Here is a 19282-nt window from a genome sequence, read left to right as displayed (position 1 = left end):
GGTCGCTCTCCAACCTACCGACTGCCACGGGGGGCGAGGGCGGCCCTAGGCTTTCGGCATGACCTCGACACGGAAGGGCTGGACGCGCGGGCACTCGGGCTGGGCCCTGGGCACCGCTCTCATGTTCACGCTCGGCATCGTCTTCGGGCTCATCTGGGGCAACGTGCTGCTGGGGATCGTGCTCGCCGCCGCCGTCTCGATCGGATGGCTCATGGCGTACGAGTCGTGGCGCGGCCGCAACGTCGGCCTCGAGAACCGGGACGACGACGGCGCGCAGCTGTAGCCCCACCCCACCGCACCTCGATTCGGCACTACCCCTCGGGGCGCTCCCGTCGTATGGTGAGCCGCAGGAGGTGGTCCGCATGCATGCGAACGTCGGCGATCGCGTGATCATCCACGGGCGCGTCGTCGGGGCGACCGAGCGCGCCGGCGAGGTCATCGAGGTGCGCGGCAGCGCGGAGAACCCACTGCTGGTCGTCCGCTACGACGACGGGCACGAAGCCATCCTGTCGCCGGGAAGCGACTGCGAAGTCCGCCACGCTTCCTGATCTCTGACGCGGGCGCGGCTCCGCGGCGGACCCGGCTCCGCCGCGCGCGGAGACCGGCGTGCACCGGCGCGAGGCGGACACCGGGGCGCCACGGTCCGAGCGGGACCGGCGTGCCCCGGCCCGAGGCAGACCGACATGTCCCGGCGCAAGCCTCCCGCCCCTGCGGTTCCGCCGCGCCGCCGGTCGAGGTGCGCTCTCCCCCGCGCGCGACACCCTATCAGGCCGCGCCGATTCTATGGTTAGGCTAACCTAACCCTCATGCACATGAGAACGCGCCTGCTCCTGCCCGCCGCTGCTCTGAGCGTCACCGCTCTCGCCCTCACCGCATGCTCCTCGTCGGCTGCGTCGGAGGACTCGGCCGAGGCCGCCGAGACCTCGACCGTCGTCGTCGAGAACGCCAAGCCGACTCTGGTGCTCGTCGAGGAGGACGGCGAGTCCTCGTACCAGGAAGACACCGAGGTCGCCCGCGATTCGGTCGAGGTGCCGGCCGACCCGGCATCCGTCGTCACCTTCGACATCGCCACGCTCGACACGCTGCACGCCATCGGCGCAGGTGACGCGGTCGTGGGGATCCCCGACATCGTGCTGCCCGACTACCTGTCGGAGTACGCCGACCTTCCGAAGGTCGGAACACTGTTCGAGCCCGACTTCGAGGCCGTCGCCGAACTCGAGCCCGAGCTCATCGTGACCGCCGCGCGCAGCACGGGCCAGTTCGACGAGCTCTCCGAGATCGCGACCACGATCGACCTCACGGGCGCCTACGCCGGCACGTTCGATCCCAGCGCCGGCCTCGACCGCGCGGCGCAGCTGGGCGAGATCTTCGGCAAGGAGGACGAGGTCGCGGAGCTCACCGCCGACATCGAGGAGCTTGTTCAGACCATCGAGTCCGAGGCCGAGGGCACCGCCCTCGTGCTGTCGGTGTCGGGCGGCGAGTACGGAGCCTTCGGCGAGGGCTCGCGCTTCGGCTACGTCTTCGACGAGCTCGGCTGGACGCCCGCCGTCGCCGCCGCCGACCTGCCGGGCGCCGAGGGCTCGCCGCACGGCGACACCGTCACGAACGAGTTCATCCTCACGGCGAACCCCGACTGGATCTTCGCGTTCGACCGCGGAGCTGCGACCGGCGAGGGCTCGAGCGCCGAGGAGACGCTCGACAACGAGCTGGTCGCGCAGACGACGGCGGCTGCGGAGGACCACATCGTGTACCTGCCCGCGAGCGAGCTCTACATCGTGATCAACGGCCTCACCGCCATCGAGAACGTGCTCACCTCGGTGCACGAGGCCGTCGCCGCCTGAGCCGCCGCATGACGCACGACCTTTCCGTGGGGAGCGCCGAGTCCTGACCCGCCTCTCCCCCACCATGTGGATCGTCGCGGGGGTGGCCGTCGTGGCCGCCCTCGCGACGATCTCGCTGTTCATCGGCGTCGCCGAACTCGATGCCTTCATCCTGTTCGCGAGCCGCATCCCGCGCACGATCGCGCTCATCCTCGCCGGTGCCGCCTTCGCGATCACCGGCCTGATCATGCAGCTGCTCGTGCGCAACCGGTTCGTCGAGCCCGGAACGACGGGGGCGACGGATGCCGCGAGCCTGGCGCTTCTGGCCGTCCTCATGTCCGTTCCCGGGTTGCCCCTCTGGGCCAAGGCGCTGTTCGCCGCGGTCGGCGCGCTCGTCGGGGTCTTCGGCTTCCTCGCCCTCGCCCGCCGGATCCCGTCGCGCTCGAGCGTGCTCGTGCCCATCGTCGGCATCCTGTACGGCGGTGTCATCGGCGCCGTGACGATGTTCATCGCCTACCGCAGCGAGCTGCTTCAGGAGCTCCTCAGCTGGAGCGTCGGCGACTTCTCGGGCATCCTCCGCGGCCGCTACGAGATCCTCTACCTCGCGGCTGCGGCCGCGCTCATCGCGTGGATCGCGGCCGATCGCTTCACCGTGGCCGGGCTGGGCGACGACGCCGCCCGCGGCCTCGGTCTGGACACCCGCGCGGTGATGGGCATCGGTGTGACGATCATCGCGGTGGTGACCGGCATCCTCATGGTCGTGACCGGCACCCTGCCGTTCCTCGGGCTCATCGCGCCGAACATCGTCAGCCGGCTGATCGGCGACAACATGCGCCGGGCGGTTCCCCTGGTCGCACTGCTCGGCGCGGCGATCGTGCTCCTGTGCGACATCATCGGGCGGGTCGTGCGGTTCCCGTTCGAGCTGCCGATCTCGATCGTCATGGGCGTGCTCGGCGGCGTCGTGTTCCTGTGGCTGCTCCTGGGGACCGCCCGCCCTTCCGCCGCCGCGACCCCCCGGCCGCGGCGCGCACCCGCCGGACGGGCGGTGGCGCGATGACGACGACCTTCCTCGACGGCGCACGCCGCGCCACGCGCATGCTGCGTCACCCGAGCGGCGCGCTGATCGCGCTGACCGGACTGGCGGTCGCGATCGTGGTGCTCTTCCTCTTCACCGACCTCCCCGGCAAATGGGAGTACGCGCTCGGCCTCCGCTGGCGGACCGTCGCCGGCATGGTGATCGCCGCCGCGGCGGTCGGTGCGGCGACGGTGCTCTTCCAGACGATCACCGCCAACCGCATCCTGACGCCGGGGATCATGGGCTTCGACGCGGTGTTCCTCGCCATCCAGACGCTGGTGGCGTTCGCGATCGGCCCGGCGCTGCTGGTGTCGGCTCCGCCGCTCGCCTCGTGGCTCGTGGAGCTCGTGCTGATGGCGGGCTCGGTCGTGCTGCTGTACTGGTGGCTGTTCCTGCGGCGCCGGCTCGACCTCCACGTGATCGTGCTCGCCGGTCTCGTACTCGGTGTGCTGTTCCGCTCCGTCACGGGATTCCTGCAGCGGCTGCTGGATCCCGACACCTTCGCAATCCTCCAGAACCTCACCTTCGCGAGCTTCACCGCGGTCGACCGTGAACTGCTCGTGCCGACCGGTATCCTCGTCGCCGTCGCGCTCGTCTCACTGTGGCCGGTGCGCCGAGAGCTCGACGTGCTCTCGCTCGGCGAGGGCACCGCGATCTCGCTCGGCGTCGACCACCGCCGTGTGGTGATGCACGTCGTGGTGGTCATCGCCGCGATGGTGGCGGCATCCACCGCCCTCGTCGGCCCGGTGACGTTCTTCGGGCTCATCGTCGCCAACCTCGCCTACGGCGCCGTGGGTCACCGGCATCTGCACAGCATCCCCGCCGCGATCAGCATCGGCGTGGTCGCCCTCGTCGGCGGGCAGCTGATCCTCGCCCGGGTGCTCGGCTTCGGCACCGAGCTGCCGATCGTCATCGAGTTCGTCGGCGGGCTGTTCTTCATCGTCCTCGTTCTCACGGGAAGGGCCCGCTGATGATCCTCACCGAATCCGTCGTCAAGCGTCACGGGGCGCTCGTCGCCGTCGACGACGTGTCGGTCCGCATCCGTCCCGGCGTCACGGCCATCATCGGGCCGAACGGTGCCGGCAAGTCGACGCTGCTCGCCGCGATCGGCCGCCTGACAGGCACCGACGGAGGCCGGATCTCGGTCGACGGCCTCGACGTCGCGACGACGAAGACCCGCGATCTGGCGCGGCGCCTCGCGATCTTGCGCCAGGACAACCACCTCGCGATCAGGCTGAGCGTCTCTGACCTCGTCGCTTACGGGCGGTTCCCCCACGGCGGGTCGGGCCGCAGCCGCGACGACCGCGAGCACGTCGACCGGGCGATCGAGCTGCTCGACCTCGACGCCGTGCGCGACCGCTTCCTCGACGAGCTGTCGGGAGGTCAGCGCCAGCGCGCGTTCGTGGCCATGGCACTCGCGCAGGACACCGACCACCTGCTGCTCGACGAGCCGCTCAACAATCTCGACCCCCGTCACGGCGTCTCGCTCATGAAGCTGGTGCGCCGCCTGGCCGACGAGCGACGGATGACGGTGGTCGTCGTGCTGCACGACATCAACGTCGCCGCGCAGTACGCCGACGACATCGTCGCGATGCGCGACGGCCGCGTCGTGCACCATGGTCCGGTGAGCGAGGTCGTCACCTCCGAGCGGCTCGCCGCCCTCTACGACACCCCCGCGCGCGTGGCCGCGATCGACGGCCGACCGATCGTGCTGTGGGAATGACCGAACAGAACCACCAAGGAGAACCCATGACTTCCACGACCTTCACGCTGGAGCCGACCGGCCTCGAGCTGCGCTTCCGTCGCGCGACGCTCGTCGCGCGCGAGTGGCTGACGCGCTCGTACGTGCGCGTGCGGCTGCAGGGCCCCGAACTCGCCGGCTTCACGTCGCTGGGCGCTGACGACCACATCCGCATCTTCTTCCCCGACGGCGACCCGCAGACCGTCGAAGAGCTCCGCGCCGCACCCAGCCGCGAGTACACCCCGCTCGCATGGGGCGAGGACTGGCTCGACCTCGAGTTCGCGATCCACGGCGACCCGTCCGCGGGCACGGCCGGCGTCGCTGCGGCGTGGGCGGCGACCGCGCCACTCGGCGGGCTCGCGGGGGTCGGCGGTCCGCGCGGCTCGAAGGTGCTCACGGGGCGTCCCGACGCCTGGCTGCTGGCGGGAGACGAGACGGCCGTGCCGGCGATGCGGCGCTTCGCCCAGGCGATGGACCCGGACGCCGTCGGCCGCATCCTCGTGGAGGTGACGGATGCCGCGCACGAGCTCGCGATCGACGCGCCGGCGGGTGTCGTGGTCGAGCAGGTGCACCGCGGCGACGCGCCGGCGGGGTCCGCGCTCGCGACGCGCCTGGACGCCCACGACGCGCAGGATCGACCGGACGGGTCGGTCTTCGCGTTCGTCGCGGCGGAGCAGTCGATCGTGAAGCCGGGCCGGGCGCTCCTCCTCGACCGGTGGAGCCTCGACGCCGATCAGATCATCGTCAAGGGGTACTGGAAGCGCGGCGAGACCGAGTACCACGCGCCCCACTGAGTCCGCCCGCGTTTCGTCTCGCTTCGCTCGCGAGCGAGACGAAACGGGACCACCGGTCGTTGAGCGAGCGAGCGCCAGCGAGTGAGACGAAACGGGACCGCCGGTGGTTCCGGGCGAGCGCCGGCGACCGGGACGAAACGCCCCGGGACTACCCGAGCAGCTCGGGCCGCTGGAACTCCTCGCCGCGCACGTGCTCGGCCAGGAACGCGAACACCGTCTCGTACCAGACCACCGCGTGCTGGGGCTTGAGCACCCAGTGGTTCTCGTCGGGGAAGTACAGGAAGCGATGCGGCATCCGTCCCTCCTCGTCGGCGTGGTGCTCGGCGAGCTCCGACCACAGCCGCAGCCCTTCCCCGATCGGCACGCGGTAGTCCTTGTCGCCGTGGATGACCAGCAGCGGCGTGCGGATGTCGGCGACGAACTGGTGCGGCGAGTGCTCGAGCATGGCTTCGGGCGTGAAGATGCGCTGCCAGTACTCGGAGCTGTCGGTCGTGCCGGCGAACTGATCGAGGGCCCACAGGCTCGCGTGGGTCACGATCGCCTGGAACCGGTCGGTGTGACCCGCGACCCAGTTGGCCATGTAGCCGCCGAACGAGCCGCCCATCGCCGCGGTGCGGGTCTGGTCGATGTCCTCACGCGCCTCGACTTCGTCGGTGATCGCGAGCAGGTCGGTGTACGGCTTGCCGCCCCAGCTGTTCCAGCCCCGCGCGATGAAGTCCAGGCCGTAGCCGGTCGACAGGGCGGGGTCGGGAAGCAGCACGGCGTAGCCGCGCGCGACCGCGAGCAGCGGCGCCCAGCGCCAGCTCCACGCGTTCCAGCTGTTGAGAGGACCGCCGTGGATCCACAGCAGCAGCGGAGCGGGGGCGTCCGCCGAGGCGCCGTCGGGCAGCAGCAGCCAGCCGCGCACGCGCGCGCCGTCTTCGGCGGTCGCCTGCACCTCGGTGATCGTGCCCGGCGCGGCCGGCGTCGCGGCGGGCGTCGCGAGCGGCGTGACGCTTCCGTCTCGGCCGATGCGGACGGGGTGCGGCGGCACGATCCATGACGAGCGCAGCGCGACGAGGTCTCCTGACGCGCGATCGACCAGCACGTTGGCGTACGCGAAGTCGTCGTCGGTGAGGCGCTCGACCGCACCGCCGTCCAGAGGCAGGCGGAACACCGGGCCCCGCCCGTCGTCGTCGGCCGTCGCGATCAGCGCGGTGTCGTCGGCGGCGAACGACAGCGACGAGGCCCAGCGGTCCCAGTCCGCCGCGATGCGTCGCGGCTCGGAGCCGTCGATGTCCGCGATCCACACCTCGTAGTCGGTCGGCGCCGCCGGGCTGCTCTTGACGGTGCGGAGATAGGCGACGCGCGCACCGTCGTGGCTGACGGCGGGCATCTCGTAGTCGACGTCGACCTCGTCGAAGAGAGTGGTGCGCTCCCCCGTCACGGTGTCGATCGCGACGATGACGCGGCGGCTGGCGCGCTGCTCGCGCTCCTCCAGCGACACCACCAGCGTCGCCCCGTCGGGCGTGAGCGCACCCGCGGCGTGGTCGGCGGCGCGGCCCGGCTTCGGGGTGAGGTCGCGCGGGCGCGGAAGGGTGACGGGATAGGGCTTCTCGTCGGCGACGGATGCCGGGGGCTCGGCGTCCGCGGCAGCGGTGAGCGCCTCCGCGGCCTCCTCGCGCGCGGCCGCGGCCTCGGCGACGACCGCGGCGATCGAGTCCTCGAGGTCGTCGAGGTCGAGGGCGAAGAGATGCGGCTGCGCGGGACCGAGGTCGTGGTCCCAGTAGCGCACGGGGTAGGTGTCGTGCAGGATCGCCGAGACCTTCTTCTCCTTGCGCTTGGCGCGCAGCGCCGCCTCGCCCTCGAGCGAGTCGGCGCCGGGAAGGAGTGAGGCGGCGATCACGATGCGGTCGGAGGCGTCGGCGGTGGCGGTGATCCCGTCGACGCCGCCGGCGAGCCGGGTGATCGGCCGCGCCTCGCCGCCCGCGGCGGGAAGCAGCCACAGCTGGCCGGACTCGTCGTCGGCGTCGGCCTCGGCGTCGGGGCGGGCGGAGACGAAGAGGATGTCGCCGCTTCCCGTGAACGCCGCGCCCGCCTCGCCCTTGGCCGAGCGGGTCAGCCGGCGCGGCGTGCCGCCCCCCGCGGCGGGCACCGCCCACAGCGCCCGCTCGTAGCCGGTGCCGTCCTTCTTGAGGGCCGCCACCGTGAGCACGGCGGTCGTGCCGTCGGGCGAGAGGGCCAGGGCCTCCACTCGGGGAAGCGCGATGTAGTCGGTGAGCGAGTCGAACGGGGTGGAGTCGGAGGGCGTCGCCATGCGCTCCACGCTAACCGAACGCTCTCACACCGCCGAACGTCCTGTTCTCAGGCCCATTGGGTCAGCTTGTCGGGGTTGCGCATCACGTAGACGTCGGTGATCGCGCCGCCGCTCACGCGCAGCGAGAAGACGGCGATCGTCCGGCCGTCGACCATGGCCAGGAAGCCCACGCCGTCCGGCGTCTGGATGGGTGCGAGCACGGCACCCGGCTCCAGCCGGGGCAGTCCGAGGAGGAACCGCGCCACGCGGTCGGCGCCGAGCACCGGGCGCCGCGCCGCCGAGACGCGTCCGCCGCCGTCGGAGCGGAGCACGACGTCGGGGTCGAGCACCGATACGAGCGCGTCGAAGTCGCCCGTCGACGCCGCCGAAGCGAACGCGCGGGCGACGGCGTCGTGCTGCTCGCGCGTCGCGGTGCCCGCGCGGTGCTCGCGCACCCGGCGCCGCGCCTGCGAGGCCAACTGGCGCACCGCCTCGGGACTGCGCCCCACGGCCTCGGCGATCTCGCCGAAGGGCACCGCGAACACGTCGTGGAGGACGAACGCGACGCGTTCGGCGGGCGTGAGCGACTCCAGCATCACCAGCAGCGCCATCGACACGGAGTCGTCGAGCGTCACGCGGTCGATCGGATCGACAGACACCGTGGCCGCGAGCGGCGAGTCACCGGGCACCGGCTCGGGCAGCCACTCGCCGACGTACCGCTCGCGCCGCGCACGCGCCGACCCCAGCATGTCGAGGCACACGCGACCCGCCACCCTCGTGAGCCACGCCCCGGGGTTGCGAATGGCGGCCCGCTCGGCCTCGGGCAGGCGGTACCACCGCACGTACGTCTCCTGCACGGCGTCCTCGGCGTCGGCGACCGTGCCGAGCATGCGGTAGCAGAGACCGAGCAGCGAGCGTCGCTCGCTCTCGACCTCGTCGATCGGCGGCATCCGTTGCTCCTTCTCGCTTGGCCGGCCTCTCAGCCGGCGCGTCCGGGGGCTTGCGCTCACATTCTCGCGCGCTGCGTCGTCGGATCTTCGAAGCACCCCGCAGCGGGCGGGACGAGAGGAGTCATGTCATGAGGATCGCGGTCGCCGGAGGAACGGGCGTCGTCGGACACCACGTCGTGGAATCGCTGCGCGCGGAGGGGCACGACGCCGTCGTGCTCAGCCGCGGCGCAGGGGTCGATCTCACCACCGGCGCCGGGCTCGACGCCGCGCTCGCGGGGGCGGATGCGGTCGTCGACACGGCGAACGTGTCGACGTTGTCGGCCGACGCGGCCACGCGCTTCTTCGAGACCGCGACCGGCAATCTGGTCGCGGCGGCGGAGCGCGCGGGCGCGCGCCACGTGGTGCTGCTGTCGATCGTGGGGATCGACCGGATGCCGCACGACTACTACGCCGGCAAGCTCGCACAGGAGCGCGTCCTCCAGGGGTCCGCCGTGCCCTGGACGATCCTGCGCGCGACGCAGTTCCACGAGTTCGCGGGTCAGCTGTTCGAGCGCGCGAAGGTCGGGCCGCTGCATGTCGCGCCGCGGGCGCGGGTGCAGCCCATCGCCGCGCGCGAGGTGGGGGCGCATCTCGCGGGCCTCGCCGCACGCCCGCCGCAGGGACGCGCCGCCGACCTCGCGGGTCCGCGCGAGGAGCGGCTCGACGAGATGGTGAAGGCCTACGCCCGTCGTACGGGGCACCGGGGCTGGGTGCCCTCCGTCAGCCTTCCGGGCGCGCAGATGAAGGGCATGCGCGCCGGCTTCGCGCTTCCGGCCCCCGGTGCGGTGCTCGGCACGGAGACCTTCGCGCAGTGGCTCGGCCGACAGCGCTGATCCCGCGTATCTGAGTGGCGTGGCCGGCCTCCTCCCCATCGGGGGCGGTCCTTCATCGCCTCCGTGAGCGGCTCGGGTGCGCACTCTCCCTCGATCGTGCCCGGGCCGCTCGGGACGCACGGCCCCCGCCGGCGATCTTGTGTGCGGCTACGCTGGCCACGTCGCCGCGAGGCACCGAGGAGGACCGTGAGACTCGCCATCGCCGGGGGCACCGGCATGACCGGCGTCCACGTCACCGCGATCGCACGCGAGCGCGGTCACGAAGCGGTCGTGCTCTCACGGCGCACCGGAGTGGAGCTGCTCAGCGGCGCGGGACTGGCCGGCGCGCTCGAGGGCGTGGACGCCGTCGTCGATGTGACGAACGTCACCACCGCGAAGCCGGACGTCTCGGTGATGTTCTTCGCGGGGGCGACGAAGAGCCTGCTCTCGGCAGAGCGCGCGGCCGGCGTGCCGCATCATCTCGTGCTCACCATCGTCGGAGCCGAGGCCGCACCTGACGGCTACTACGCGGGCAAGCTCGTGCAGGAGCGCCTCGTCGCCGACGGCGACGTGCCCTGGACGATCCTGCGGACCACGCAGTTCCACGAGTTCGCGGCCATGATGTTCCATCGCACGCACGCGGGCGCCCACGTCGCTCCCGCTGGGCGGGTGCAGCCGGTGGCCGTGCGGGAGGTCGCCGCGCACCTCGTCGACCTCGCCGAGCAGGTTCCCGCCGGCCGGGCCGCCGAGCTCGGCGGCCCGCGCGAGGAGAGCCTCGCCGACATGGTGCGCCGTTACGCGCACGCCATCGGGCATCGCGCACCGGTCCCGGTCGTCAACACTCCGGGCGCGCTCGGGCGTGCGTTCCGCTCGGGGGCGCTCCTGCCGGGCGCCGACGCGCTCCGCGGCACGCAGACCTTCGATGAGTGGCTGGACGCGCTTCCCGACGCGTAGACGGATGCCGCGACCCGGCGCACCGCGGCCGGTCGCGGCATCCGTCCGCTACATCTCCTCGTGGGTGCGGGGATCGCCGTCCCACAGGCGCCCGCGCTCGAGGGCGCTGATCGCGGCGAGCTGCTCGTCGGTGAGGGTGAAGCCGAAGACGTCGGCGTTCTCGCGCTGACGATCGGGATCGGCCGACTTCGGGATCGGAGTGCTTCCCAGCTGGGTGTGCCAGCGCAGCACGATCTGCGTGGGCGTGACCTCGTAGACCGTCGACAGCTCGTGCAGGATCTGCTCGGTGAGCAGCTCGCTGCGCCGGGCGAGCGGGCTCCAGCTCTCGGTGCGGATCCCGTGGGTCGCGTGGAAGGCACGAAGCTCCTCCTGCGGGAAGTACGGGTGCAGCTCGACCTGATTGACCGCCGGCACGACGCCTGTCTCCTCGATGAGCTCCGTCAGCATCTCCTCGGTGAAGTTCGAGACGCCGATCGACCGGACGAGGCCCTGCGTGCGGGCATCGATGAGCCCGCGCCAGGTGTCGACGTACCGGCCGACGCTGGGGTTCGGCCAGTGGATCAGGTGCAGGTCGATGCGGTCGAGGCCGAGCGCGTCGAGGGAGCCCTTGACGCTGTCGACGGCCTCCTGGCGGCCGTGGTGGCGGCCCGGGATCTTGGACGCGACGAGGAGCTGATCGCGTGCGACGCCGCTGCGGCGCACCGCCTCGCCGACCTCGCGCTCGTTCTCGTAGTTGACCGCGGTGTCGAGGAGGCAGTAGCCGGACTCGATCGCGGCGACCATGGCCGCGATCCCCTCCTCGCCCCGCAGGTTGTAGGTGCCCAGGCCGAGCTCGGGGAACCAGGCGTCGTCGTTCAGATTCACGGTGGGGATCGCGCTCATGGCTCCATCCTGGCGTGGATCGCCGCTCCCGGGCGCGGGGCCCGGGGATCAGGGGCGGTCGTCGGCGTCGAGCGTCCCTTCGGTGGCCGCACGTTCGTCGGCCGCGGCGCTGTCGGTCTGGTCGTCGTCGAGATCCGGGTCGAGCGGCCGGTCGTCGTCACCGAGGCCCAGCAGGCCGTCACCGTCGTCGGCGGCGGAGTCGACACCGTCGTCGAGGTTCCGGTCGACGTCGTCGTCGTCGCCGAGGGGTGGGATGAGCGGGTTCGTGTTGGACATGGCGCTCTCCTTTCGATGCCTCGAACGTAGGAGCGGGCGCGGCCCGGCGCAGGGGGCTTGCGAGCCCGGCGGCGAGGCGGTATCGCCTCTGCGCTCAGGCGGGGACCGAGCGCAGCCGCTCGCGGGAGCCCGGGATGCCGCGCTCCACGCGGGTCCACGATCCGTCGTCCTGCCGCACGTCGTAGGCCGTGAACGCGCAGGCGATGCCGCGCGCCGCCATGAGGTCGGCGGAGTCCATCAGCTGGAAATGCAGGTGAGGCGACGTGGAGTTGCCGGTGTGGCCGACCCGGCCGATGACCTCACCCGCGGCGACCCGATCGCCGACGCGCACGCGCACCGTGCCCGGCCGCAGGTGCGCGAACCCGGCATACAGGTCGCCCGCCCGCAGGATCACGTGATTGCCCAGGATCGCCGGGATCTTGCCCGGGCGGAACGTGAGCCCGTTCCAGATCATCCGGCCCGCCTCGCGGAACGGATTGATCCAGCGCCGCTCGGTCATCCCGTCGGAGGCGCCGACCACCTCGCCGGCGAACGGCGCGTGGATCTGCGCGTTCCAGGCGTAGCACCCGTCGGTGCGGCCGCCCACCGTCGCGGTCGTGAACGTCGATGCGGGGTGCACATGCACACCCGGACGATCGTCGACCCTGACGAAGTCGAAGGCGTACCGCTGACCGAGGATGTCGACCCCGTGGCTCGGGATGCGGGCCGCCGGCGTGGTCACGGCCATCCAGCCCTCGCCGCGCAGCGGGAACTCCACGATCACCGGATCAGCGAGCTCTCCCACGGGAGTCAACCCTCCCAGCGCTCGCGGATCCAGTCCAGCGTCACGACGGCCTGGTCGCGCTGGAACGCGCGAAGGGTGGGCATGCGGGGCGGGTCGGGACGGAGGGATGCCTCGAGGAACATGCCGGCGAACAGCGCCAGCACGCGGGTGGCGGCGTCGGCGGGCATTCCGCGGAACACCGGATGCCGCGCCAGCAGCCCGTCGAGCTCCGCGTCGCCGTCGTAGTAGCGCACGTTCACGAGCAGCGTGAGCGCGTCGAACCACGAGGCACCCCGCGCTCCCCACGGCCAGTCGACGAAGACCACGGAGCCGTCGTCGCGCAGCAGGATGTTGTCGGCCCGGGTGTCCAGGTGCACCAGCCTGTCGCCTCGGACGTCGTCGACCGACCGCGCCGCGGCATCCCTCAGCTCGTCATGGTGCGTCCGCACCCACGCCTCCAGCCCGCCCGGGAGCGCCGGCAGCGCCGAGGGGTCGACGCGAGCCCAGCGGTCGGCGTGCCCGGCGAGCGCGTCGGGCAGCTCGACGACGGGAACGTCGGGCGGCAGCGGAACCGACGCCATCACCTGGAGGGCATCGAGCACCGCGTGCAGTTCGTCGGGATCCCAGGGGGTGGACGGATGCCGCGCCTCCACGTCTTCGAGAACAAGGGCGACCCAGTCCTCGTGCTCGACGAACCCGAGGAGCGCGGGGGCGGGGACGCCGTCGGGAAGAGCCACAGTGATGGCGGCCTCCGAGCGGTGGATGCCTGGCGTCTCGGCGTTGACCGACAACCCCGCGGCCTTGACGAAGGCGCGGCGGCCGGCGGCGGTCACGACGCGGTCGGCCGAACCCGGCGAGTACCCGCCGGACTGCGACCTGGCCTCGACGACCGGGCCGCCGAGCACATCCTCGATGCCCGCGCGCACCGGCGCCGGGATCTCCGACCACTGCAGCCGATTCATGCGCCGACCGGAACCGATCCCGGCTGCGCGCCGACGAGCGCCTCGGCAGCACGGGCGGTGCGCAGGGCGAAGCGCGTCGTGTCGGTGCCGCGCGCGAGTGACTGCGCGTTCAGGCCGTCGATCATGCCGATGAGCTCCCAGGCCACATCGCCGGGTTCTGCCGTCGAGAACGCGCCGGCGCGGCATCCGTCCGTCACAATGCCCTCCACGAGCGCCTGCCAGCGCTGCATCTGCCCGCGCACGGCGACCGCCAGCGCCTCGCTGCGGCGGGCCATGGCCCAGCCCTCGACCCACACCACCGTCAGCTCGTCGCGCGCGCCGTCCATGAGCGTCTCGATGAGCGCCCCGAGCTGTGCGGCAGGATCGGCCGCGGCCGCCACGACCCGCTCCACGTCTCGCACCTCCTCCTCCACGAGGTCGGTGTACACCCGCGCCACGAGGTCGTCCATCGACGGCTGGTAGTGCGCCACGAGTCCCGACGCGACGCCCGCACGCTCGGCGACCGCGCGGAGCGTGAGCGCGCTGAGCCCATGCTCGCGCGCGATCGCAGTCGCCGCGGCGACGATCTCTGCGGCGCGCTCGGCGGGAGCCTTGCGGGTGCGTGGCCGTGCGGTTGTGCTTGACATGTTCACGCCAGCATAGGTAGCTTCTCTATTGATCGCTAGATCAATTACGGATTCCACTGGATGAAGGGGCGACGATGGCCTGGAGGATGCCGCACGAGGGCGACCCGCACGAGCGCACGTGGATGGCGTTCCCGAACGAGGGGCCCACCCTCGGTGACGACCCGGCCGAGCAGGAGCGCTTCTACGCGGCGTGGACCGCCGTCGCCCACGCCGTGGCGGAGTTCGAGCCGGTCACGATGCTCGTCGACCCGGCCCGCGCCGAGGGAGCGCGGCGGCGACTCGGCTCCGGCATCGAGGTCGTCGAGACTCCGGTCGACGAGTTCTGGTTCCGCGACCATGGGCCGACGTTCGTCGTCGACGACGATCGCCCGGGAGTGCTCGGCGCGGTCGACTGGGTCTTCAACGGATGGGGCGCGCCCGAGTGGGCATCGTGGGAGAAGTCCGCCGAGCACGCGCGCTTCACCGCCGGGCTGGTGGGCGCCGACGTCGTCAGCTCCCTCCTCGTGAACGAGGGCGGCGGCATCCACGTCGACGGCGAAGGCACGGTGCTCGTCACCGAGACCGTGCAGCTCGACCCGCGCCGCAACCGGTTCGCCGACAAGAGCCGCGTCGAGGCCGAGCTGCACCGCACGATCGGCGCGACGAAGGTCGTGTGGCTGCCGCGTGGCCTCACCCGCGACTACGACGAGTTCGGCACCAACGGCCACGTCGACATCGTGGCCACCATCCCGGCGCCGGGACGGCTGCTGCTGCACGACCAGCGCGACCCCGACCACCCCGACCACGAGGTGTCGCGCGCGCTGCGCGCGTTCCTGGCGGAGCAGACGGATGCCGCGGGCCGCGCCTTCGACATCATCGACCTCCCCGCGCCCGAGACGCTGCGTGACCACGAGGGGTTCGTCGACTACAGCTACGTCAACCACCTCGTCGTGAACGGCGGGATCATCGCGTGCGGCTTCGGCGAGGAGCGCGCCGACGCCCAGGCGCGCGAGATCCTCGAGGCCGCCTACCCCGGACGCCGCGCCGTCACGGTCGACGCGCGCCAGATCTTCGCCGGCGGCGGCGGTATCCACTGCATCACCCAGCAGCAGCCGAAGGTGGCGGGGGCATGAGCGCGACAGCACAGCGTCGGAAGTCCTGCGCGACGCGCCGGATGACGGATGCCGCGACCCGGCGTGTCGCCGAGAACCTCCGACGCTGTGTCCGAGAGGAGGCGGCGTGATGTTCCCCGTCGTGGAGAAGACGATCGCCGAGCTCCGCGACGCCCTCGAGTCGGGTGAGGTCACCGCGGTCGAGCTCGTGGACGCCTATCTCGCCCGCATCGACGCGTACGACGCCGCCGGCACCGCCACCGCCCTCAACGCGGTGGTCGTGCGCAATCCCGACGCGCGGGCGGAGGCTGCGGCATCCGATCTCCGTCGCGCCGAAGGGCGCACGCTCGGTCCTCTCGACGGCATCCCCTACACCGCGAAGGACTCGTTCATGGCGAGGGGCCTGACCGTCGCGGCGGGGTCGCCCGCCTTCGCCGACCTCGTCGCGCAGCGCGACGCGTTCTCGATCGAGCGGCTGCGGGGGGCCGGCTGCATCCTCCTCGGCCTCACCAACATGCCGCCGATGGCCAACGGCGGCATGCAGCGCGGCGTCTACGGCCGGGCCGAGAGTCCCTACAACGCCGACTTCCTCACGTCGGCCTTCGGCTCGGGGTCGTCGAACGGCTCGGGCACCGCGACCGCCGCGTCGTTCGCGGCGTTCGGCCTGGGCGAGGAGACCTGGTCGAGCGGGCGCGCCCCCGCGTCGAACAACGGCCTGTGCGCCTACACGCCCTCGCGCGGCGTCATCTCCGTGCGCGGCAACTGGCCGCTCGTGCCGACGATGGACGTCGTCGTGCCGCACACGCGCACGATGGCCGACCTGCTCGAGATCCTCGACGTGATGGTCGCCGACGATCCGGAGACGCGCGGCGACTTCTGGCGGGCGCAGCCCTGGATCGAGATCCCGGATGCCTCGGCCGTCCGTCCCGCCTCCTACCCGGCGCTGGGCGCGGTCGACGCCGGCGGCGCCCGCGCGACGCTGGCGGGTCGCCGGTTCGGCGTGCCGCGGATGTACGTCGATGCCGATCCGGACGCGGGTACCGATCCGCAAGGCGGCATCGGCGGCCCGACCGGCACGCGGGTCGAGACCCGCACCTCGGTGCTCGCGCTCTGGGAGACCGCCCGCCGCGACCTCGAAGCGGCGGGCGCCGAGGTCGTCGAGGTCGACTTCCCGGTGGTGACGAACTACGAAGGCGACCGCCCCGGGGCGCCGACGATCAAGAGCCGCGGGCTCGTGACGGAGGAGTTCCTCCAGCGCGAGATCGTGGACCTCTCGGCGTGGGCGTGGGACGACTTCCTGCGCGCGAACGGCGATCCCGCACTCGACCGCCTCGACGACGTCGACGGCGCCGCGATCTTCCCGCATCCCGAGGGGGCGCTGCCCGATCGGTACACAGGCTTCGACGACGACATCGCCACCTACCCGGCGCAGGTGCGCGAGCACCCGTACGCCGCCTTCACCGACATCCCCGAGATCGAGGACGGGGTGCGCGGCCTCGAGGAGACCCGGCGCGTCGACCTGGAGGACTGGATGTCGGGCCTCGGCCTCGACGCCGTGCTCTTCCCCGCGGTGGCCGACGTCGGCCCCGCCGACATGGACGTGAACGAGGCTTCCGCCGAGCTCGGCTGGCGCAACGGCGTGTGGGTGGCCAACGGCAACCTCGCGATCCGCCACCTCGGCATTCCGACCGTGACCGTGCCGATGGGCACGATGGGCGACATCAGGATGCCGGTGGGCCTGACCATCGCGGGGCGCGCGTACAGTGACGCCGACCTGCTGGCGTGGGCCGCCGCCTTCGAGGCGCTGCGGCCGCGGCGCACCGCTCCCCCGCGCACGCCCGAGCTCGGCTGACCGCTTCGGCCCCCGGCATCCGTCACCGCGCAGTCGGGCGCGAACGCCTCAGCGCGGCGGCGACCCCGTCCGGGATCGCCGCCGCGTGCGTCTGAAGAGGAGTCGTACGTCGTGGGTCAGCGCTTGGCCTCGAGGATGAGGTTGAACGGGGTCTCGGCGACGACGCGCACGCGCGAGAAGCCGGCCTGATTCAGCACCTCGGTGAGCCGTGCCGGACCCGCCTGCGCACCCAGCACCAGTTCGCCGCCGTCCGCGATGGAATGGGCGGTGCAGATCATGCTCGACGCGGCGTAGTACGTCTGGCCGACGATGTGGAGGTTGTCTTCGAGGCGGTCGGCCGCGTTCGGCTCGACCAGCAGCACCGTGCCGTCGGGCGTGAGCGCCGCGGCCGCGTGCCGCAGCACGCCGACCGGGTCGCCCATGTCGTGCAGGGCGTCGAAGAAGCAGATCAGGCCGAAGCCGGCGGCGGCGTAGTCCTTCGCACTCACCTGCTCGAACACCGCGCGGTCGTCGACGCCGCCCTCGCGGGCATTGCGGCGCGCCTCGGCGATCGAGGGCGCGTGGGTGTCGAAGCCGTGGAACCGCGAGTTCGGGAATGCCTGCGCCATCAGCACGGTCGTGTGGCCGTGCCCCACACCGACGTCGGCGACGGCGATGCCCCGCTCCAGCGCCGCCACCACTCCGTCCAGCGCCGGAAGCCATTGCGAAACGAGGCTCGCCCGGTAGCCGTTGCGGTAGAAGGCCGCGGTGCCGTGCGCGAGACGCGGGTCGTGGTCGCCCCACGCGATGCCCTCGCCGGTGCGGAACGCGTGCAGCGCCCGAGCCTCGTCGCTCCACATCGCCGCGGGCGTGTTCCACGCGGGCGGCAGATACACGGGGCTGTCCTCGTCCGCCAGCACCAGCGCCTGCTCGGGAGTGAGCGCGAATGTGCCCGCCTCGGCGTCGTACGCGACGTATCCGGCGGCGGCCTGCGAGGACGCCCAGTCGCGCACGTAGCGCTCGGCGCAGTCGGTGCGATCGGCCAGCTGCTGCGAGGTGAGCGGCCCCGCCTCGGCGAGTGCCCGGTAGAGCCCCAGGCGCGCTCCCAGGCTCACCATCACCCCGAGGTAGCCGGCGCCGAGGTGGTCCACAGCGCGCAGCACGAAGGCGTTCAGCGCGGTCTCATCGACGGTGGTCGTCGTCATGGTGTCGGTCCTTTCGTTGTCCGATCGACGTTGTGCTTCCATGCTCGGGATGCCGCGTCCCGGCGTTCAGTGGCATCCCGACCCTCGTTCGGGCCATTCGTGCCACGATGTGGAGCCAGGAGGCGACATGACCGCACGCACGCTCGATGTCAGCGTCGTGGCGCTGCCCGACACGGGGGTGGCGACGATGTTCGGGGTGCTCGACGTCCTCAACTCGTTCGCCCTCATGGGCATCGGCGATCCCGCAGCGCCCGCGCCGTTCCGTGCGCGCATCGTCGGCGCGGACGAAGGGCCGCTCATGGGGGTGAGCGGCGTCCCGGTGCCGGTGTCGCGGGCCGTGGGCGACATCGAGAAGACCGACATCGTGATCGTGCCGTCGATCGTGCTCGGCGCCGACGGTTGGCAGACCGGACGCTATCCCGAACTCGTGGACTGGGCGTCGCGCATGCACGAGCAGGGCGCGCTCCTGTGCTCGGCATGCTCGGGCATCTTCCTCCTCGCCGAGACGGGCCGCTTCGACGACCGCGACGTGACGGTGCACTACGACTACGCGACGCAGCTGCGGCGGGCGCACCCCGACGTTCGGGTGCACCCCGAGCGGGCGCTCCTGGTCACCGGAGCGCGGGACGAACTGGTGACCTCGGGCGCATCGACGACGTGGCACGACCTCGTCCTGTACCTCACCGGAAGGTTCGCCGGCGCCGCGCTCGCCCAGGAGACCGCCCGCATGTTCGCCCTGCAGTGGCACCAGGACGGCCTCGCGCCTTACATGGTGTTCGAAGGCCGCACCGATCACGGCGACGCCGTGATCGCCGACGCGCAGGACTGGCTCCGCACCCACTACTCCGTCGCCGCGCCCGTGGAGCAGCTGGTGGTGCGCTCCGGGCTCGCCGAGCGCACCTTCAAGCGGCGCTTCACCGAGGCGACCGGGGTGAGTCCCCTCACGTACGTGCAGCGGCTCCGTGTCGAGGAGGCCAAGCGGCGCCTCGAGCAGACCGAGGAGTCGGTCGAGGCCGTCGGGTGGCATGTCGGCTACGAGGACCCGGCCTTCTTCCGCCGGCTGTTCAAACGGGTCACCGGACTGCCGCCCGGCGCGTACCGCAAGCGCTACCGGGTGCCGGCGATCCAGGCGACCATCCGCTGAAGATCCGCGGCAGTGCACCTCCCCCGGCGCGCTAACGTGCTG

General features: G+C 72.2%; 20 protein-coding genes. 12 read left to right on the top strand and 8 right to left on the bottom strand.

All coding sequences use genetic code 11. The features are described from left to right. Nucleotides 1–58: 58 nt before the first annotated feature. The 7 genes from IM767_RS04775 (at nt 59) to IM767_RS04745 (ending at nt 5430) form a co-directional block, all read left to right on the top strand. Complete coding sequence (locus IM767_RS04775; protein WP_109211982.1) at nt 59–283, top strand: hypothetical protein; 225 nt, start codon at nt 59–61, stop codon at nt 281–283. Nucleotides 284–362: 79 nt separating this feature from the next. After that, on the top strand, nt 363–548 hold the full coding sequence (locus IM767_RS04770) for a DUF1918 domain-containing protein (RefSeq protein ID WP_109211981.1): 186 nt from the start codon (nt 363–365) through the stop codon (nt 546–548). 258 nt (nt 549–806) lie between these two features. Beyond that, nucleotides 807–1841 carry a siderophore ABC transporter substrate-binding protein gene (locus IM767_RS04765; protein ID WP_109211980.1) on the top strand — a complete coding sequence of 345 codons (1035 nt, stop codon included), beginning with the start codon at nt 807–809 and terminating at the stop codon, nt 1839–1841. Between the two features lie 64 nt (nt 1842–1905). After that, nucleotides 1906–2877 (top strand): ABC transporter permease, encoded by a 972-nt coding sequence (locus IM767_RS04760; protein WP_109211979.1) that lies wholly within the window; start codon nt 1906–1908, stop codon nt 2875–2877. After that, nucleotides 2874–3866 carry an iron chelate uptake ABC transporter family permease subunit gene (locus IM767_RS04755; RefSeq protein ID WP_109211995.1) on the top strand — a complete coding sequence of 331 codons (993 nt, stop codon included), beginning with the start codon at nt 2874–2876 and terminating at the stop codon, nt 3864–3866. The genes IM767_RS04760 and IM767_RS04755 overlap by 4 nt, the downstream gene beginning before the upstream one ends. Further along, nucleotides 3866–4618 carry an iron ABC transporter ATP-binding protein gene (locus IM767_RS04750; RefSeq protein WP_109211978.1) on the top strand — a complete coding sequence of 251 codons (753 nt, stop codon included), beginning with the start codon at nt 3866–3868 and terminating at the stop codon, nt 4616–4618. Before IM767_RS04755 ends, IM767_RS04750 begins: the two co-directional genes overlap by 1 nt. 26 nt (nt 4619–4644) lie before the next feature. Beyond that, nucleotides 4645–5430, top strand: a complete 786-nt coding sequence (locus tag IM767_RS04745) for a siderophore-interacting protein (protein ID WP_109211977.1) — start codon at nt 4645–4647, stop codon at nt 5428–5430. 148 nt (nt 5431–5578) lie between these two features. Here the strand turns inward: IM767_RS04745 and IM767_RS04740 are convergent, their stop codons facing one another. Together IM767_RS04740 and sigJ are read right to left on the bottom strand one after the other, a co-directional pair. Continuing rightward, complete coding sequence (locus IM767_RS04740; protein ID WP_109211976.1) at nt 5579–7726, bottom strand: S9 family peptidase; 2148 nt, start codon at nt 7724–7726, stop codon at nt 5579–5581. Nucleotides 7727–7773: 47 nt separating this feature from the next. After that, nucleotides 7774–8655 carry an RNA polymerase sigma factor SigJ gene (gene sigJ / locus IM767_RS04735; protein ID WP_109211975.1) on the bottom strand — a complete coding sequence of 294 codons (882 nt, stop codon included), beginning with the start codon at nt 8653–8655 and terminating at the stop codon, nt 7774–7776. Between the two features lie 128 nt (nt 8656–8783). Here sigJ and IM767_RS04730 point away from each other — a divergent pair, with 128 nt between their 5' ends. Then, a complete protein-coding gene (locus IM767_RS04730; RefSeq protein ID WP_109211974.1) occupies nt 8784–9527 on the top strand; it encodes an SDR family oxidoreductase in 744 nt (247 codons plus the stop codon). A gap of 186 nt (nt 9528–9713) precedes the next feature. Further along, nucleotides 9714–10460 carry an SDR family oxidoreductase gene (locus IM767_RS04725; protein WP_194398805.1) on the top strand — a complete coding sequence of 249 codons (747 nt, stop codon included), beginning with the start codon at nt 9714–9716 and terminating at the stop codon, nt 10458–10460. A 48-nt stretch (nt 10461–10508) separates the two neighbouring features. Here IM767_RS04725 and IM767_RS04720 read toward each other — a convergent pair whose 3' ends face one another. From IM767_RS04720 to IM767_RS04700, 5 genes are all read right to left on the bottom strand, one after another. Then, nucleotides 10509–11342 carry an aldo/keto reductase gene (locus IM767_RS04720; protein ID WP_109211973.1) on the bottom strand — a complete coding sequence of 278 codons (834 nt, stop codon included), beginning with the start codon at nt 11340–11342 and terminating at the stop codon, nt 10509–10511. Between the two features lie 48 nt (nt 11343–11390). Further along, nucleotides 11391–11618, bottom strand: a complete 228-nt coding sequence (locus tag IM767_RS04715) for a hypothetical protein (RefSeq protein ID WP_109211972.1) — start codon at nt 11616–11618, stop codon at nt 11391–11393. 94 nt (nt 11619–11712) lie between these two features. Then, a complete protein-coding gene (locus tag IM767_RS20975; protein ID WP_162564397.1) occupies nt 11713–12402 on the bottom strand; it encodes a M23 family metallopeptidase in 690 nt (229 codons plus the stop codon). Nucleotides 12403–12407: 5 nt separating this feature from the next. After that, entirely contained in the window at nt 12408–13343 is a 936-nt protein-coding gene (locus tag IM767_RS04705; RefSeq protein WP_109211971.1) for a phosphotransferase, read from the bottom strand. Then, nucleotides 13340–13969 (bottom strand): TetR/AcrR family transcriptional regulator, encoded by a 630-nt coding sequence (locus IM767_RS04700; RefSeq protein WP_109211992.1) that lies wholly within the window; start codon nt 13967–13969, stop codon nt 13340–13342. Before IM767_RS04700 ends, IM767_RS04705 begins: the two co-directional genes overlap by 4 nt. 74 nt (nt 13970–14043) lie before the next feature. Between IM767_RS04700 and IM767_RS04695 the strand changes: the two genes are divergently transcribed. Both IM767_RS04695 and IM767_RS04690 read left to right on the top strand, forming a co-directional pair. Beyond that, nucleotides 14044–15081, top strand: coding sequence for an agmatine deiminase family protein (locus IM767_RS04695; RefSeq protein ID WP_109211970.1), 1038 nt, complete (start codon nt 14044–14046; stop codon nt 15079–15081). Between the two features lie 109 nt (nt 15082–15190). After that, the gene (locus IM767_RS04690; RefSeq protein ID WP_109211969.1) at nt 15191–16912 is read left to right on the top strand and encodes an amidase; all 1722 of its coding nucleotides are present in this window, start codon (nt 15191–15193) and stop codon (nt 16910–16912) included. A gap of 116 nt (nt 16913–17028) precedes the next feature. Here IM767_RS04690 and IM767_RS04685 read toward each other — a convergent pair whose 3' ends face one another. Beyond that, nucleotides 17029–18096 carry a class I SAM-dependent methyltransferase gene (locus tag IM767_RS04685; RefSeq protein WP_109211968.1) on the bottom strand — a complete coding sequence of 356 codons (1068 nt, stop codon included), beginning with the start codon at nt 18094–18096 and terminating at the stop codon, nt 17029–17031. A gap of 127 nt (nt 18097–18223) precedes the next feature. Here IM767_RS04685 and IM767_RS04680 point away from each other — a divergent pair, with 127 nt between their 5' ends. Beyond that, complete coding sequence (locus tag IM767_RS04680; protein WP_109211967.1) at nt 18224–19240, top strand: GlxA family transcriptional regulator; 1017 nt, start codon at nt 18224–18226, stop codon at nt 19238–19240. Nucleotides 19241–19282: the final 42 nt, after the last annotated feature.

Origin of the sequence: Microbacterium ureisolvens, assembly GCF_015278315.1 — a bacterium.
Taxonomy (GTDB): domain Bacteria; phylum Actinomycetota; class Actinomycetes; order Actinomycetales; family Microbacteriaceae; genus Microbacterium; species Microbacterium ureisolvens.
This window is presented reverse-complemented; position numbering and strand designations above follow the sequence as displayed.

Excerpts from the sequence above, each read along its gene's own strand:
- IM767_RS04775 (WP_109211982.1), top strand. The coding sequence starts at position 59 with ATGACCTCGACACGGAAGGGCTGGACGCGCGGGCACTCGGGCTGGGCC.
- IM767_RS04770 (WP_109211981.1), top strand. The coding sequence starts at position 363 with ATGCATGCGAACGTCGGCGATCGCGTGATCATCCACGGGCGCGTCGTC.
- IM767_RS04765 (WP_109211980.1), top strand. The coding sequence starts at position 807 with ATGCACATGAGAACGCGCCTGCTCCTGCCCGCCGCTGCTCTGAGCGTC.
- IM767_RS04760 (WP_109211979.1), top strand. The coding sequence starts at position 1,906 with ATGTGGATCGTCGCGGGGGTGGCCGTCGTGGCCGCCCTCGCGACGATC.
- IM767_RS04755 (WP_109211995.1), top strand. The coding sequence starts at position 2,874 with ATGACGACGACCTTCCTCGACGGCGCACGCCGCGCCACGCGCATGCTG.
- IM767_RS04750 (WP_109211978.1), top strand. The coding sequence starts at position 3,866 with ATGATCCTCACCGAATCCGTCGTCAAGCGTCACGGGGCGCTCGTCGCC.
- IM767_RS04745 (WP_109211977.1), top strand. The coding sequence starts at position 4,645 with ATGACTTCCACGACCTTCACGCTGGAGCCGACCGGCCTCGAGCTGCGC.
- IM767_RS04740 (WP_109211976.1), bottom strand. The coding sequence starts at position 7,726 with ATGGCGACGCCCTCCGACTCCACCCCGTTCGACTCGCTCACCGACTAC.
- sigJ (WP_109211975.1), bottom strand. The coding sequence starts at position 8,655 with ATGCCGCCGATCGACGAGGTCGAGAGCGAGCGACGCTCGCTGCTCGGT.
- IM767_RS04730 (WP_109211974.1), top strand. The coding sequence starts at position 8,784 with ATGAGGATCGCGGTCGCCGGAGGAACGGGCGTCGTCGGACACCACGTC.
- IM767_RS04720 (WP_109211973.1), bottom strand. The coding sequence starts at position 11,342 with ATGAGCGCGATCCCCACCGTGAATCTGAACGACGACGCCTGGTTCCCC.
- IM767_RS04715 (WP_109211972.1), bottom strand. The coding sequence starts at position 11,618 with ATGTCCAACACGAACCCGCTCATCCCACCCCTCGGCGACGACGACGAC.
- IM767_RS04705 (WP_109211971.1), bottom strand. The coding sequence starts at position 13,343 with ATGAATCGGCTGCAGTGGTCGGAGATCCCGGCGCCGGTGCGCGCGGGC.
- IM767_RS04700 (WP_109211992.1), bottom strand. The coding sequence starts at position 13,969 with ATGTCAAGCACAACCGCACGGCCACGCACCCGCAAGGCTCCCGCCGAG.
- IM767_RS04695 (WP_109211970.1), top strand. The coding sequence starts at position 14,044 with ATGGCCTGGAGGATGCCGCACGAGGGCGACCCGCACGAGCGCACGTGG.
- IM767_RS04690 (WP_109211969.1), top strand. The coding sequence starts at position 15,191 with ATGTTCCCCGTCGTGGAGAAGACGATCGCCGAGCTCCGCGACGCCCTC.
- IM767_RS04685 (WP_109211968.1), bottom strand. The coding sequence starts at position 18,096 with ATGACGACGACCACCGTCGATGAGACCGCGCTGAACGCCTTCGTGCTG.
- IM767_RS04680 (WP_109211967.1), top strand. The coding sequence starts at position 18,224 with ATGACCGCACGCACGCTCGATGTCAGCGTCGTGGCGCTGCCCGACACG.